11 protein-coding genes are annotated in these 14,842 nt (G+C 72.7%); 3 read left to right on the top strand and 8 right to left on the bottom strand.

Annotation, left to right across the window (positions count from 1 at the left end; translation table 11 throughout):
- Positions 1-99 precede the first annotated feature (99 nt).
- Entirely contained in the window at positions 100-330 is a 231-nt protein-coding gene (locus IE311_RS16770) for a DUF7455 domain-containing protein (protein ID WP_189832487.1), read from the top strand.
- A gap of 173 nt (positions 331-503) precedes the next feature.
- Here the strand turns inward: IE311_RS16770 and IE311_RS16765 are convergent, their stop codons facing one another.
- From IE311_RS16765 to IE311_RS16735, 7 genes are all read right to left on the bottom strand, one after another.
- Entirely contained in the window at positions 504-1,322 is an 819-nt protein-coding gene (locus IE311_RS16765; protein ID WP_189832486.1) for a serine protease, read from the bottom strand.
- Between the two features lie 154 nt (positions 1,323-1,476).
- A complete protein-coding gene (locus IE311_RS16760; protein ID WP_189832485.1) occupies positions 1,477-3,024 on the bottom strand; it encodes an RNA polymerase sigma factor in 1,548 nt (515 codons plus the stop codon).
- A gap of 378 nt (positions 3,025-3,402) precedes the next feature.
- The gene (locus IE311_RS16755; RefSeq protein ID WP_189832484.1) at positions 3,403-4,290 is read right to left on the bottom strand and encodes a FadR/GntR family transcriptional regulator; all 888 of its coding nucleotides are present in this window, start codon (positions 4,288-4,290) and stop codon (positions 3,403-3,405) included.
- A 160-nt stretch (positions 4,291-4,450) separates the two neighbouring features.
- On the bottom strand, positions 4,451-6,208 hold the full coding sequence (locus IE311_RS16750; RefSeq protein WP_189832483.1) for an ABC transporter ATP-binding protein: 1,758 nt from the start codon (positions 6,206-6,208) through the stop codon (positions 4,451-4,453).
- A 122-nt stretch (positions 6,209-6,330) separates the two neighbouring features.
- On the bottom strand, positions 6,331-7,146 hold the full coding sequence (locus tag IE311_RS16745) for an NUDIX hydrolase (protein ID WP_189832482.1): 816 nt from the start codon (positions 7,144-7,146) through the stop codon (positions 6,331-6,333).
- A 109-nt stretch (positions 7,147-7,255) separates the two neighbouring features.
- A complete protein-coding gene (locus IE311_RS16740; RefSeq protein WP_189832481.1) occupies positions 7,256-9,334 on the bottom strand; it encodes an amylo-alpha-1,6-glucosidase in 2,079 nt (692 codons plus the stop codon).
- Between the two features lie 115 nt (positions 9,335-9,449).
- Complete coding sequence (locus IE311_RS16735) at positions 9,450-10,928, bottom strand: DUF4192 domain-containing protein (RefSeq protein ID WP_189832480.1); 1,479 nt, start codon at positions 10,926-10,928, stop codon at positions 9,450-9,452.
- A 141-nt stretch (positions 10,929-11,069) separates the two neighbouring features.
- Between IE311_RS16735 and IE311_RS16730 the strand changes: the two genes are divergently transcribed.
- Both IE311_RS16730 and IE311_RS16725 read left to right on the top strand, forming a co-directional pair.
- A complete protein-coding gene (locus IE311_RS16730; protein ID WP_189832479.1) occupies positions 11,070-13,253 on the top strand; it encodes a RecQ family ATP-dependent DNA helicase in 2,184 nt (727 codons plus the stop codon).
- Positions 13,254-13,481: 228 nt separating this feature from the next.
- A complete protein-coding gene (locus tag IE311_RS16725; protein WP_189832478.1) occupies positions 13,482-14,111 on the top strand; it encodes a hypothetical protein in 630 nt (209 codons plus the stop codon).
- 58 nt (positions 14,112-14,169) lie between these two features.
- Here IE311_RS16725 and IE311_RS16720 read toward each other — a convergent pair whose 3' ends face one another.
- A complete protein-coding gene (locus tag IE311_RS16720; RefSeq protein WP_189832477.1) occupies positions 14,170-14,790 on the bottom strand; it encodes a hypothetical protein in 621 nt (206 codons plus the stop codon).
- Between the last annotated feature and the right edge of the window lie 52 nt (positions 14,791-14,842).

Raw genomic sequence — 14,842 nt, 5'->3', positions numbered from 1 at the left:
GGGAAGAAGTTTCAAGGAAAAGGCACGAGCGGGAACGTTTTCGGCCTGGTTGGATGTTGACCCTGGTACGACAGCTCGTCGAGCTAGAGAAGAGGCGACGTGACTACTGTTCTGACCCCCGCGAGCCCCCTGACGGCCGCTGACCGCTGCGACCGCTGCGGCGCCCAGGCGTACCTGCGCGTCGTCCTGACCAGCGGAGGTGACTTGCTCTTCTGCGCCCACCACGGACGTAAGTTCGAGCCGGAACTCAAGAAGATCGCCGTTGAGATACAGGATGAGACGGACCGCCTGACGGACGTGCCGGCCCGCACGATGGGCGACGACCACTGACGCCTCGCATCCACGACGAGCTCAGATCCGGCCACTGACCGGACGGGTGGGCGGCCATCCCCGCATTCACAGGGGGCGGCCGCCCGTTCTCGTACCCACGGCGGGCCGGGCCCCGACCAAGGGCCCGGCCCGCACCGTCGGCGCCGTCGACCGGGCGCCGCACTCGATTCCGGTCAGAAGGTCGCCGGCAGTACCGCCGAGACCCGTGTGTACACCCCTGGGTTCTGCGCCTGCCCGCAGCCGCTGCCCCAGGACACCAGGCCGACGAGAAGCCCCTTCGCCACGAGCGGGCCTCCGCTGTCCCCCTGGCACGCGTCCTTGCCACCCCCCGGGTCGCCGCCGCACAGCATCGTGTCGGCCCGGTAGGCGACGCCGAAGCCGCCCGGATACGCCCGCTCGCACGAGCTGTCCGGCAGCACCTGCACCCGCGCCGTCCGCAGCGTGGAGGCGTACGTACCGTTGCCGGTCGTGTCGCCCCAGCCGTAGACGTCGGCCTCCGTTCCGGGCGTGTACGCCGCGTCTCCGGCGGGCGCGACGCCGATCACGTACGACTGCGGCAGCGGGTTCACGAGCGTCAGTACCGCGAGATCGCCCGAATTGGTCGTCGGGTCGTAGTCGGGATTGACCCAGGTGTCGGAGATTCGCACCTCCTGCCCACCCTGCCCGCGCAGCGCCGCCCGGCCCGCGATGACCACGAAATCGCGCACCTCCCACGGCTCGCCGCCGAGGACCTCCCTGCCCAGGCAGTGGGCCGCCGTGAGCACCTTGGTCGGCGCCACGATCACGCCCCCGCAGAACTGACCCGCGCGCGTACCACCGAACCGGTCACGGCTGGACAGCGCCACGACCCACGGCGCATCCGCGATCTGGGCCTGACGGCCGCCCACCACGACGCTGTCGGCGGCCACGGGTGCGGCGGTGGCGACCTGCCCCGCCGCTGCGGCGATCAGGCCCAGAGCACCCGTCAATGCACGGGTGAGAGAACCACGCATGGAGCCTCCTGACTCTCCGGTGATGTCGGTTCACCCAGAGTCCAGCACGCGACCGCGCCGTGCACCCGCGCACAGCCGGAGGGCCCGGCTCCCTTTCGGGGAACCGGGCCCTTCCGCGTACCGCTCCGTACCTCGTGTCCGAGGCTCGTACGGATCAGTCGAGGTAGTCGCGCAGCACCTGCGAGCGCGACGGGTGGCGCAGCTTCGACATCGTCTTGGACTCGATCTGACGGATCCGCTCACGGGTCACGCCGTAGACCTTGCCGATCTCGTCCAGCGTCTTCGGCTGGCCGTCGGTGAGACCGAAGCGCATCGAGACGACACCGGCCTCACGCTCGGAGAGCGTGTCGAGCACCGAGTGCAGCTGCTCCTGGAGGAGCGTGAAGCTCACCGCGTCGGCCGGAACGACCGCCTCGGAGTCCTCGATCAGGTCGCCGAACTCACTGTCGCCGTCCTCACCCAGCGGGGTGTGGAGGGAGATCGGCTCACGGCCGTACTTCTGGACCTCGATGACCTTCTCAGGGGTCATGTCGAGCTCCTTGGCCAGCTCCTCCGGGGTGGGCTCACGGCCCAGGTCCTGGAGCATCTGACGCTGCACACGCGCGAGCTTGTTGATGACCTCGACCATGTGCACCGGGATACGGATGGTGCGGGCCTGGTCGGCCATGGCGCGGGTGATCGCCTGACGGATCCACCAGGTGGCGTACGTGGAGAACTTGTAGCCCTTGGTGTAGTCGAACTTCTCGACCGCGCGGATCAGACCCAGGTTGCCCTCCTGGATCAGGTCCAGGAAGAGCATGCCGCGGCCGGTGTAACGCTTGGCCAGCGAGACCACCAGGCGGAGGTTGGCCTCCAGGAGGTGGTTCTTGGCGCGGCGGCCGTCCTCGGCGATGATCTCCAGCTCGCGCTTGAGCTTCGGCGCGAGCTTGTCCGAGTTCGCGAGCTTGTCCTCGGCGAACAGGCCGGCCTCGATGCGCTTGGCGAGCTCGACCTCCTGCTCGGCGTTGAGCAGCGGGACCTTACCGATCTGCTTCAGGTAGTCCTTGACCGGGTCGGCGGTGGCACCGGCGACGGCGACCTGCTGCGCCGGAGCGTCGTCCTCGTCGTCGTCGGACAGGACGAAGCCCTTGCTCTCGCCCTCGGTCTCCTCCTCCTCGCCCTTACCGGGCGCGACGTCCTCGAGGATCTCTTCGCCCTCGGCGAGGTCGTCGGCGTCCTTCTTGGACGTGGTCTTCTTGGCCGCCGTCTTCTTGGCGACGGTCTTCTTGGCCACCGTCTTCTTCGCGACGGTCTTCTTCGCGGCCGCCTTCTTGGCGGCGGATCCGGCCTCGTCGGCCGGGTCCGCGCCCTCGGCCGCGGAGGCCGCGGCCGACGTGACGGTCGTCTTCGTCACGGTGGTCCTGGCGGTGACGGTCTTGGTGGCGGTGCGCTTGGCCGGGCTCTTCGCGGCGACGCTCTTGCGGGCGCGCTTCGGCGACTCCGCTGCACTGACCATCAGCGTCACACCCTCTTCCTCGAGGATCTGATTGAGGCTGCGCAGAACATTCTTCCACTGGGTTGGCGGAATCTGGTCAGCCTCGAAGGCCCGACGCACGTCATCGCCGGCGATCTGCCCATCAGCCTTTCCCCGCTCGATGAGCGCCATCACAGACTCGGACTCGGCGATCTCCGGCGGGAGCGTACGGGATGTGCTGGCCGACACGAACAACCTCTCGGAACGATGGAAACGGCTTCCGGCCCCGCCCTGGATCGGGCTGGAGCCGACGACCGTCGACGGGGAATGTGCCGACGGCGCGGGCTGGACCGGGGAACTGCACAGCGCCTCCAACGGCTGCTGTATTCCTTCCTCGGCTGTCACCTCTTAGGTCATCGCACGGCTCGGAGGAGTGTTACGCCCAATCTTCGTGGCCCGAGTCACACCTCATGTGCGACAAAAAACGCAGAGGAGTAAATAAGGGTACATTCGCGCCGCCGAAATCCTGGCGTCACCCGGGGAACCCCTTCCAGGATCCCCGGGTGACGCTCGGACCCGGCGGCACGTGATGCCCGCACCTCCGCGTTCCCGGCCACGGCCCGCGCGTCAGTGTTCGCGGGGGGCGGGGACGACCCGCTCCACCTCGGGGTGGACCGTGAGCAGCGCCCGCATGGCCGTCTCGGCGCCGTGGGCGTCGCCCGCGGCGAGCGCGTCCACGATCCGGGCGTGGTGCGAGAGGCAGGCCTCGCTCGGACGGTCGCAGCCCGTGACGGGACCGCCGGACACCTGGAGCGCGGCAGAGACGATGCCGGAGAGGTGCTCCAGCATGCGGTTCCCGGCGAGCTGGATGAGGAGCGAGTGGAACTCGGTGTCGGCGCGGGAGAAGGTGATGCCGTCCCCCTGGGCGAACGCGTGGCCCATGATCTCGACCATGTCGGCCAGCCGCTGCTGGACGTCCTCGCGGCCGTGTCCGGCGGCGAGGCGGGCGGCCAGGGGCTCGATGGTCCAGCGCAGCTCGTTCAGCTCCCGGCGCTGGTCGTCGCGCTGCGGGCCGAAGGCGCGCCACTCGATGATGTCGGGGTCGAGGAGGTTCCAGTCACTGACGGGCCTGACGCGGGTGCCGACGTTGGGGCGGGCGCTGACGAGCCCCTTGGCCTCCAGCACGCGCAGCGACTCGCGTACGACGGTGCGTGAGACCTCGAACCGCTGGCCGATCTCCTCGGGGACGAGCGGGCGGTCGGCCCCCAGGTCGCCCGAGACGATCATCTGGCCGAGCTGCTGGACCAGCTGGCCGTGCAGCCCGCGCCCCCGGTTGCCGGTGCCGCGGCGGCCGACGCGGCCCAGGTCGGTGTCCACCCCCTCCCAGGAGGGCGGGCCCACGCGGCCGGCGGCGGGCGCCTCCGCGTAGGGGTAGCGGTCGAGATCGCCCGGGGTGCCGAGACCGGAGTCTACGGAGCGGGCGGCGGTCATCATTGTGTGCGCAAGGGTACTCACGCATCCTTTGTCGGCGTTGCCTCCGTGACCCTTGAGGTCTTTGGTGAAAAGCACACGAAAGGGTGATCGGCACCCCCTACACAATTGACGATTAATCGGACATATCGGTCAGGTTTTAAGGGAGTTGGCTGCTAACCGGAGGCTTTCGATCCGGAAGTGATCACCAACGGGCCTTGCGTCGAAGGCCGGTGAACACATAGGCGCAGAGCAAGCCGGTCAACGTCAGCGAGAGAGCCACCCCTGCGGGCTGACCGAGCACTCGCAGCGCCCCCGTCAGCCAGCGGTCCGCCGCCGGGGCCCACTGCGGACCGGCGAACTCGCGCAACCGCGCCGGGAGTCCGGCGGCCGACCGCACCGACGGCCCGGTCAGCACCTTCTGCAGCAAGGGGACGAAGGCGACCGGCACCGCCAGGACCGCAGCCACCCCGGCCGCCGCGGCCCTGAACACCCCGGCCCCGAGCACCCCGGCCCAGGCGCAGCCGACGAGCAGCCCGAGCCAACTCGCGCACAGAGTGGGCCAGTTCTCCGGTACGACGATCAACTCGTCGCCGTAGACGAACCGCAGAACCTCCAGGTCGGCCACCACCACGGCCGCCCCCAGCGCGAGGGCGACGGCCGCCGCCACGGCGAGCTTCGCGAGCAGCAGACCCGGCCGTCGGGGCACGGCGCCCCGGCCCGACGTGAGCGCCGGATAGCGGTACTCCTCGCCGAAGGAGAAGGCGCCGAGCAGTCCGGCCCCCAGGGCGGCGGGCGGCAGTGGGGAGATCGCGGGCCAGCCGGCCAGCACTGCGGGGAGGGCGGCGTGACCGGTACGCCCGAGGAGCACGGCGAGTGCCAGGGAGCCGAGGAGGACGGCCGCCACGACGAGCGGGGTGGACGGCACGCCCATGAGTCGATGGATCTCGTACCGCAGCGGGCGCAGGGGCGAGCGGGCAGGCCTCCGTGCACCACCCGGCTCCCCGGTCGGTGCCTCACGGGGCGCGGTGGCATGCCGTTCGGAGTCGGACCGGCGGGGCGCCTCGCTTCCCGGAGCGCGCGCAACGGGTCCGGTGTCGCCGGTCTCGGCGGTGAGTCGATGGATCGGCACACCGTGGCGGAACGCCGTGTCGCCGACGGCCGCGCAGTCGCTCCCGTAGACGGACAGACGGTTGCCGTCCTCGGCGACGACCTCGACGGAACGGCGGGCCGCCCTCGCCTCCTGGGTCACCACCGCGGCCAGTCGCGCGGCCTGCGGAGTGCGGACGGCGACCCGGGGCCGCAGTCGGGTACGGGCGAACTCGGCGACGTCCTGGTCGGCGACGAGCCGCCCGCGGTCGAGCGTGACGACCCGGTCGGCGTTGCGGGCCGCGTCCTTGGGATCCTCCGTGGTGTACAGCACGGTCCCGCCCTCGTCCGCGTGCGCCCGCAGGAGCTCGTACAGCCACGCGCTCTCGGCCACGGAGAGCCCGGCGCACGGCTCGTCGAGCAGCAGGGTGTGGGGGTCACCCAACAGGGCCGAGGCGAGGCCGAGTCGGCGATCCGCCCCGATCGGAAGAGTCCCGATCCGTCGGCGCTCCAGGCCGGCCAGGCCCACGGCCCGCGTCAGCTCATCGGCACGTACGGCCGGAACCCCCGTGGCCGCACAGAGCATTCGCAGCTGGCCCCGGAGCGTGCGGGAGGGATGTCCGGGGATGTCACCGAGGAGCACACCGACCTCGCGCGGAGGGTGGGCGATGCGGTGCAGCGGCCGGCCGCGGAAGTAGGTGATCCCACGGCCCGGCTCGAGTTCGAGCATGAGCCGGAGCGCGGTGGTCTTCCCGGCGCCCGGGGAGCCGAGGAGAGCGGTCACGGCACCCGGCCGGGCCTCGAAGGTCAGATCGTCCACGGCGGGCGGGCGATCGCGGCGGGGCGTGCTGGTCAGTCCGATTGCCTGGAGCATCGCTTCTCTCGCGGTAGGTGACACCGCTCCGCGGCAGGGCGGCGCTACCGCAGCAAGATAACGCTACATTTCGGACTTTCAGCGCAGGGTTGGCGCCCCGGGGCGCCGGACGGGCCCGTCCGTCAGACCTCGGGCCGCAGCATGGGCGGGTTGAGGAGCGTGGCCCCACCTGCCCTGAAGAGCTGGGCGGGGCGCCCGCCCTGACGGGTCGTGGTGCCGCCGACCGGGACCAGGAAGCCGGGCGTGCCGGTCACCTTCCGGTGGAAGTTGCGCGGGTCCAGGGACACGCCCCAGACCGCCTCGTAGACGCGCCGAAGCTCTCCGACCGTGAACTCCGGCGGACAGAAGGCGGTGGCCAGGGAGGAGTACTCGATCTTGGAGCGGGCACGCTCCACGCCGTCGGCGAGGATCCGGGCATGGTCGAAGGCGAGCGCCTCCGGGCCCCCCTCCTTCTCCTCGCTCCCGGCCTCCCCGGCCGCCGCCGCGGCGGCCTCGGCCTTCCCGGCGAGTGCGTCCTCGCCGAGCAGCTCCTCGACCGGGGCCCAGCGTGCGCTGTTCGCGTCCCCGCCGGCCCTCGGTGCGGGAAGGTCGGGGGCCAGGGCCAGATGCGCCACGCTGACCACTCGCATGCGCGGGTCGCGGTCGGGCGCCCCGTACGTCGCCAGCTGTTCCAGGTGCGCGCCGTTGCTCGGTACGGGCGGCGGGGCGGCCGGATCGTGGGCGCAGAGACCCGTCTCCTCGACCAGCTCGCGCGCGGCCGCGGCACCGAGGTCCTCCTCGGCCCGCACGAAGCCGCCGGGCAGCGCCCAACGCCCCTGGTACGGCGATTCTCCCCGCCGTACGACCAGGGTGCAGAGCGCATGGCGGCGCACGGTGAGCACGACCAGATCGACGGTGACGGCGAAGGGCGGATAGGCCGACGGGTCGTAGGGAGGCATGCCGCGATCATAGTCGTCTTCCTGACGATAAACACGCCCCTCGGAAGCATCGGCGACGACTTCCTCGCCCTGCCGCGAGTCTTCCCGCGTGTCTGTACCCGGCATCCCGTCACACCCCCAGCTGAAGGCCTTCGGCGGCCTCCTCGACCATACCGAGACCGAGCCTGCCGACTCGCACGGCGAACGGCCCACCGGCGACCACGAGCCCCGAGAACCGGATCGCCCCGAGCGGCGCCGACCGCAACGGGTGCGTCGACACGGAGCGCCCCGGTGCGTCCGGCCGGATTCCGGCGAGGGCAAGCAGGGCGTGCACGGCTCCGGCCGCCGCGACCGCCGCCGGTCGGCAGGCGGCCGGGTGCGGCACCGGGCTCCCGCCCGCCGTCCGCTGCTCCCCCGCGTACATCTCGGGCAGCCGGTACCTGAAGGCCTCCGACGCGTCGAGCAGACCGCGCAGGAGGGAGGCGGCCTCCTTCTCGTGGCCGAGGGTGGCGAGTCCGGCCACGGCGACCGCCGTCTCGTGCACCCGCACCGCGCCCGCGCGGTGGCCGAACGGGTTGTGTCCCGGCTCCTTGGCACCCAGACTGCGCAGCCCCCAGCCCGAGTCGAGGGCCGGGGTGCCGAGCAGCCTCGCCACCTGTTCGGTCTCGGTCCTGTCCAACAGGCCTTGCGCGGGACGTCCGCCACCCGAAAGCCCCGTGTCGAGGAGGTGTGCGGCCCAGCCGCCCAGCTGGGGCCACACCCGGCCGTCCGGTCCGCGGGCGACGGCGGGCCGTCCCCCCGCGGGGTCGTCGAGCCAGAACTCCCGCCGGAAACGCTCGCGCAGGCTCCGCGCCGCTTCGCGCAGTGCCTCTCCCCCGGATCTCCCGCAGGTGTCCAGCAGGTCCGCTCCGAGCAGGGCGGCTCGATGCGCGTGTGCCTGTGTCTCCGCCCGCCAGGGTCCGGCGGGCCCCGGGTCCGGCACGAGGCCGCTCCCACCGATCGCCCGGCGCAGCCAGCCGAGGCAGCGCTCCGCGACGGGGAGGAGTTCCTCCAGGTCCTTCGCCGGGAGCCCCCAGCGGTGGGCCTCGGCGAGCACGACAGGAAAGGCGAGGGTGGCCTCGATACCGGTACAGCGTGGTGGAAGGTGCGGGCCCGAGTCCCTGAGGGGTCCCGGGATCCGTCCGGAGTCGGGTCCTTCGCCGCAGAGTTGGGTGCGGCCGAGGGCGCGCAGGGTGGTGACGGCGAGCCGGGTGCCGAGGGGAAGGGCCATGCGGGCCGCCCAGAGCGCCTCGGCGGTGGCCGGTCCGCAGCGCCAGGGGACGCCGGCGGCGAGGTGGACGTCAGCGGGGTGCTCCGGGTCTCGCTGGAGCAGGGCCCGCAGATCCTCGACAGACGCCCGCAGCAGCTCTCCCGGGCGTGGGTCGTCGCCCTCGGCGAGGGCTTCGGCGAGGATGTGGCCACCGGGCCGTCCGGCGCCCGCACCCGAGGAGCCGATCGGCCGGCCGGCCGAGCCGTCACGTACCTGCAGCCGCACCGTGAACGCGGCGCCCGGCCCCAGGTCGACCTCCCAGCGCAGTACTCCGGCCGCCGCCAGGGCGTCCATGGGCGGAGGGTCCGCCGTGACGGCGACGGACCGTCCGGCGCCGTCCGTCCAGCGCAGGCCGGTGCCGTGGACGCTCGCGGTGAGCTCCGGCCCGGACCGGCCGGACGCCACCGCGCGCAGGTCCGCGAGATCCGTGCCCAGAGAGATTTCCACGGGGATCCGGAGGGGGCGGGCGACGGCACTACGCAGGGTGATCCGTTCGGTTCCGTCGGCACTCCGTGTGCGCTCGACGGTGAGACCGGGATCGGGGCCCATGTCTCCGGGGACCCGGAGGACTCCGAGGAACACGGCCCGGTCGGCGCTCGCCATGCGGCCCTGGAGGGCGACGGGCTCTCGCCCCGCCACCCGCAGAACGCAACGGGACAGCAGCCGTCGCCCCGTCGTGTACACCCCCTCGGGTCCCTCACCGGTGAGCTGGCCGTGCTCGGCGCAGATGGCGAGGGCGGGAAGGGCGACGCAGAGGAGCGCGCCGTGCACCGAGGGGAGCTCCCCGGGCCGCGCCGCGCGCGGGGGCGCGGCGCGGACCGGTCCGGACGGGCGGCCGGGGACGGGACCGGCGGAAGGTCCGGTGGGGCGGCCGGGGGCCGGAACAGGGCTGAGGGCCATGGCGGGTACGGGGTGCTCTCTGTGCGGACCGGGCGGCCGGCGGGGTGTCGGCGGCACGGTTCGGACGATGCCGCCAGAGAGCTGAACGCGTCGGCGGGCGGCGGGGTCACGGCCGTCACCGTCCGCTCCTGGTCCCGCGCTGCCCTCCGCTCTTCGGGGCTCCGCTTCCCGGCTTCCCCGCGGCGGGCCCGCCGGGCCGGACTCCTGCCGTCGACCGGCGCTCCCCGCCACCCGTACGACGGCCGGGCTTCCGGAGGGTCTGCCGGGTGCCCTGCGGGCGGGCGGTACGCATCCGGACCTGTCGGGTGGCGGAGAGGGCGGCCTGCTCGGGGGTGGTCCTGGTGTCCCGCTCGGCCCGCAGGCAGGAGCGGAGCGACTCGGGGTCGAGCCCTTCGTTGCACGCCTGGTGCAGCAGCCGCGCGAAGACGTATTCGGGGTCGGCGTCGAGCGCGAGCCCGAGAGCGACCCGGGCGGTCGGCTCGTCGCCGGTGGACCAGGCGACCCAGCCCGCGAGGGCGAGGGGCGCGGCGGCGTGCTCCTGGTAGGGCTTGACGCAGCGCCTGGCCAGTACGCGCCAGAGCCGCAGGGCCGCCGTGGCCTCCCAGCCCTCCATCCATTCGGCGGCACGGTCCCGGGTGACCCGGTCCTGGAGGCCGAGGATCAGCGCGGCGGCTTCGCCGGCCTCGACCAGGGCGTCGTCGGCCGCGTCGCCCTCGGCCGTTCCGACGGGGTTCCTCCGCGCGTTCGTCGGTGCGTTCGTCCGCGTGGTCGGAGCGGTGCCACCGCCGGTCGCGTGATGCGGACCGGTCGGGGTGGCCTGGCCGGTCGGGGCCTCCGGGCTCTCCTTGCCCTTGGCGTCGACGAACCGGCGGAGGATCCCGCGGGCGAGTCGCAGCGTCGTCTCGCGCACCTCCTCCCGTCCCTTGCCTTCGGCGTCCTCGAGGATCCGGGGAACGATCGAGGCGGCGGTCGTGTCCAGTGCCGCCCGCTGCTCCTCCTCCCCGGGGCCACCGGTGGGCTTGAACCGGCCCTCCATGTCCCGCAGGGAGCCCCGGAGCCGGACTCCGGCGTACGCCGCGGCCGCCGCCATCACCGACGTACCGCTGAGGGCGAGCGGAGTGCCGTCGGGCGGGCAGCACCGCGCGTCGGGGCAGCAGTAGGAGAAGTAGAGACCGTCGGAGATGCAGAGGGCTTCGTAGACCGGGATGTCGAGGGCGCCGCAGGCCGTACGAAGCCGCTGCGCGAAGGGGCGCAGGCGTTCCATGACCCTGCGACCCGTCTCCCCCGCCGCGGGGTCCTGGCAGAGGAAGACGACGATGCCGTCCGGTCGGGTGCCGCTCCTGCTGCCGCCCTCGACGAGGCATTCGGCGAGATGGTCGGCGGTGGACGCCCATTCACGTGGTGAGCGCGGAATGCCGAGCCTGACCCGGCCGCCGAAGCGTCCGCGCTCGCCGTGCAGGGCGACCAGGACCACGGAGTCGGTGGGGTGGAAGCCCAGCATGAAGGGCAGGGCGTCCGCCAGTTCCGCCGGGCCGCGCAGGGTGATCTGCTGGGTACGGGAGAGTCCGCTGGATTCGTGCTGATTCGCGTTCATGGGTCAGGACGGTCTCGTGATCTCCCGAATTCCGAAACCCCTGTGGATAACTCCCGGAACGGGCCTTCCGTCCCTCGTCGAGTTGTCCACAGGTTCGGTGCTCATTCGCGCGATGTCCGAGGCATCGGGTTGCATGGAGGCATGACCCACGCAGACCCGCTGGAAGACCGCGCCGCGCTCCGGACCGCCGCCGATGCCGTGCTCGCCCGTCTCGTCTCGGACCCGACCGGCCGCGCGAGACTGCGCGAGGACCAGTGGCGGGCCATCGAGGCCCTGGTCGCCGACCACCGGCGGGCCCTGGTGGTGCAGCGGACCGGCTGGGGCAAGTCGGCCGTGTACTTCGTCGCGACCTCGCTGCTCCGCGAGCGCGGCAGCGGCCCCACCGTCATCGTCTCTCCGCTGCTCGCGCTGATGCGCAACCAGGTGGAGGCGGCCGCGCGGGCGGGCATTCGCGCCCGGACGATCAACTCGTCGAACACGGAGGAGTGGGACACGGTCCAGGAGGAGGTGTCCGCCGGCGAGGTGGACGTGCTCCTGGTGAGCCCGGAGCGGCTCAACAATCCCGACTTCCGCGACCAGGTGCTCCCCCGGCTCGCGGCCGCCACCGGCCTGCTCGTGGTCGACGAGGCACACTGCATCTCGGACTGGGGACACGACTTCCGGCCGGACTACCGCAGGTTGCGCACCATGCTGGCCGACCTGCCGTCCGGGGTTCCGGTCCTGGCCACCACCGCCACGGCGAACGCCCGGGTGACGGCGGACGTGGCCGAGCAGCTGGGTACGGGGGCCGGCACGGACGCCCTGGTGCTGCGCGGGCCGCTGGACCGGGAGAGCCTGAGTCTGGGAGTGGTCCGGCTGCCGGACGCGGCCCATCGGCTGGCCTGGCTCGCCGATCACCTCCACGAGCTGCCCGGCTCCGGGATCATCTACACCCTGACGGTCGCCGCGGCCGACGAGGTCACGGCCTATCTGCGCCAGTGCGGGCACACGGTCTCCTCGTACACGGGCCGTACGGAGAACGCCGACCGGCAGCAGGCGGAGGACGATCTCCAGGCCAACCGGGTCAAGGCCCTCGTGGCGACCTCGGCCCTGGGCATGGGGTTCGACAAGCCCGACCTGGGCTTCGTGGTGCATCTCGGATCGCCCTCCTCCCCGATCGCGTACTACCAGCAGGTCGGCCGGGCCGGGCGAGGTGTGGAGCACGCGGAGGTGCTTCTGCTTCCCGGGCAGGAGGACGAGGCGATCTGGCGCTACTTCGCCTCGGTCGCCTTCCCTCCGGAGGAGCAGGTGCGCCGCACGATCGACGTGCTCGCGCAGGCGGGCCGGCCGCTGTCCCTGCCCGCGCTCGAGCCCTTGGTGGAGCTGCGCAGGACCCGGCTGGAGACGATGCTCAAGGTGCTCGACGTGGACGGCGCGGTGCACCGGGTGAAGGGCGGCTGGGAGAGCACCGGCCGGCCCTGGGTCTACGACACGGAGCGGTACGCGTGGGTGGCGCGGCAGCGGGCTGCCGAGCAGCAGGCGATGCGCGACTACGCGGCGGCGACGGGGTGCCGCATGGAGTTCCTGCGGCGCCAGCTGGACGACGAGGAGGCCGCTCCGTGCGGCCGCTGCGACAACTGCGCGGGGAACCGCTTCGATCCGAAGGTGTCCGACGCGGCACTGGACGCCGCCAAGGGCGAGTTGGGCCGGCCGGGCGTGGAGGTGGAACCGCGGAAGATGTGGCCGACGGGTCTCGCCGCGGTCGGGGTCGATCTGAAGGGCCGTATCCCACTCGGCGAGCAGGCGTTCGGCGGCCGGGCGCTGGGGCGGCTCTCGGACATCGGCTGGGGCAACCGGCTGCGTCCGCTGCTGGCCGACACCGCTCCGGACGGTGCGGTACCGGACGACGTCGTGCAGGCGGTGGTGCATGTGCTCGCCGACTGGGCCAAGGGGCCGGGAGGTTGGGCCTCCGGGGCGTCGGACGCCCCGGCCCGGCCGGCCGGTGTGGTCACGGTCGCCTCCCAGCGCAGGCCGCGACTGGTGGGTTCGCTCGGGCAGCGGATCGCCGAGATCGGCAGGTTGCCCCTGCTCGGTGCGGTGGAGTACGCGCCCGAGGCGGAGGAGCTGCGCCTGTCCCGGACCAACAGCGCCCAGCGCGTGGTCGGGTTGCAGCGGACCCTGACGGTCTCCGCCGAGCTGGCGGGCCGGCTGGCCGAAGCCGGCGGGCCGGTTCTCCTCGTGGACGACCTGTCCGACAGCGGGTGGACCCTGGCGGTCGCGGCGAGGTTGCTGCGGCGGGCCGGAGCGGAAGGGGTGTTTCCGCTGGTGCTCGCCGTCCAGGGGTGAGACAGGAGAGCAAACGGGGAGTGAACAATGGGCAACTGGGCAGGGATATGAGAGGCATTCCGACTCATTCCCGTCAGCGGCCTCAATTGCTCGTTGCCGCTCGCGCACGGGCCAGCAAGAATTGGGAGACCGCCCCGCACGGCCCGTCAGCGGCCCGGAAGGACTGTGCCGTGGTGCGCCCTCACCCGACCTTGCCCGCCTAGCGGGCGTGTATCCGAAGGGAGGACCGTGACCCTCGGATTCGCTCCGCCCACAGCCACCTCGCTCAGATCTTCGTCCGAGTCCGCCAACCGCCTCGCTCGGATACTCGAACCGGCCGAGTGGTCCGCGGCGGGGATCCCGCTGCTGCGCAATCCGCGAGAGGTCGTCAGCGGCCTGCACTCGCGTCACACACCCACGCCCTCGATGGCGGTCCTCGCCGTCCTGGACCACGAGGAACGACTGGCCGCCAGCGCCTCGTTCGTCCGGCGCCCCTCCCCGGCGGACGGCTGGGACTTCCGCAACGCGCTGCTCGCGCATCTGCGGCGGGTCATTCCGCACGACCTCCGCAGGCGCACGCCCGTACGGACCGCGGTCCTGCTCTACTGCCGTGAGGGTGACGAGCGCTGGACGGAGGAGGACGGAGCCTGGATGTGGGGGCTCCGGGACGCCTGCACCCTGCACGGGCTCCGCTGCGGCGCGTACATCACGTTGACCCGCGCGGGCTGGCAGGTGCTCGGTGAGGGGCGGGGCGGCCGACGGCCGAGCTCCGACTCGCCCCCGCTGCCGCTCGACGACGCGCCGGCGGAGCTGGGGCTGCTGACTCCTCGCACCGCGAGCGGTGCGACCGAACCCCTGCGCCGGGCCGCCGCACGCTGAATCGTGAACGGCGACGGCCCCCGCCGGGCCCGGTTCGGCCCGGCGGAGGGGCGGTCGGTCAGACTCCGGCGCCTGCCCCGAGGAGCGTGGTGACGCGCTGCGGGTCACCACACACGACGAGCAGCGCGCCGGCACGGGCCAGCGCCGACGGCAGGACCTTGGCGGCGGTCTCGTCGTCTCCGCCGTTGACGGCGACGATGACCACGGGACGGGCGGTGACCTTTTCCACGGAGGCGGCGTGCGCGAAGAACACGTCGTCACCGGTGGCCTGCTGGGCCCAGTAGGGCGCCTCGCCGAAGGACAGCTCGTGCGTGGTCCACGGGTGCGGGTCGCCGGTGGTGAGCACCAGGACCTCGCCCGGTGCCCGGCCGTTCTCCAGGAGCAGGTCCAGGGCCTCTTCGGCGGCGTCGAGCGCACCGTCGACGGGAGCCGGGATCAGCTGGAGCTGCGGCGTGGATCGCTGTTCGGAACGATTCTCCGGGGTGTTCGCCGGAGCAGGCGCGGCACCGGGGTGCGGACGCTGCGCCGGGGCAGCGGGCCTGGGGGGTCCCGGAACAGGACGTCCGGGACGCGGTGAGGCCGCGGAACGCGGGCCGGGTACGGGACGGGGGGTCGACGCGGTGGCGCGGGGACCCTGGGCGCTCTCGTGAATCTGAGGCTCCTCGGGGATGAGAGGCATGAGTGGATGTCTATCAAACGCCGCTGCGAGAAGCACCGGCGGGTGGGCGCAC

This window comes from Streptomyces zaomyceticus, assembly GCF_014656215.1.
GTDB lineage: Bacteria > Actinomycetota > Actinomycetes > Streptomycetales > Streptomycetaceae > Streptomyces > Streptomyces zaomyceticus.
This window is presented reverse-complemented; position numbering and strand designations above follow the sequence as displayed.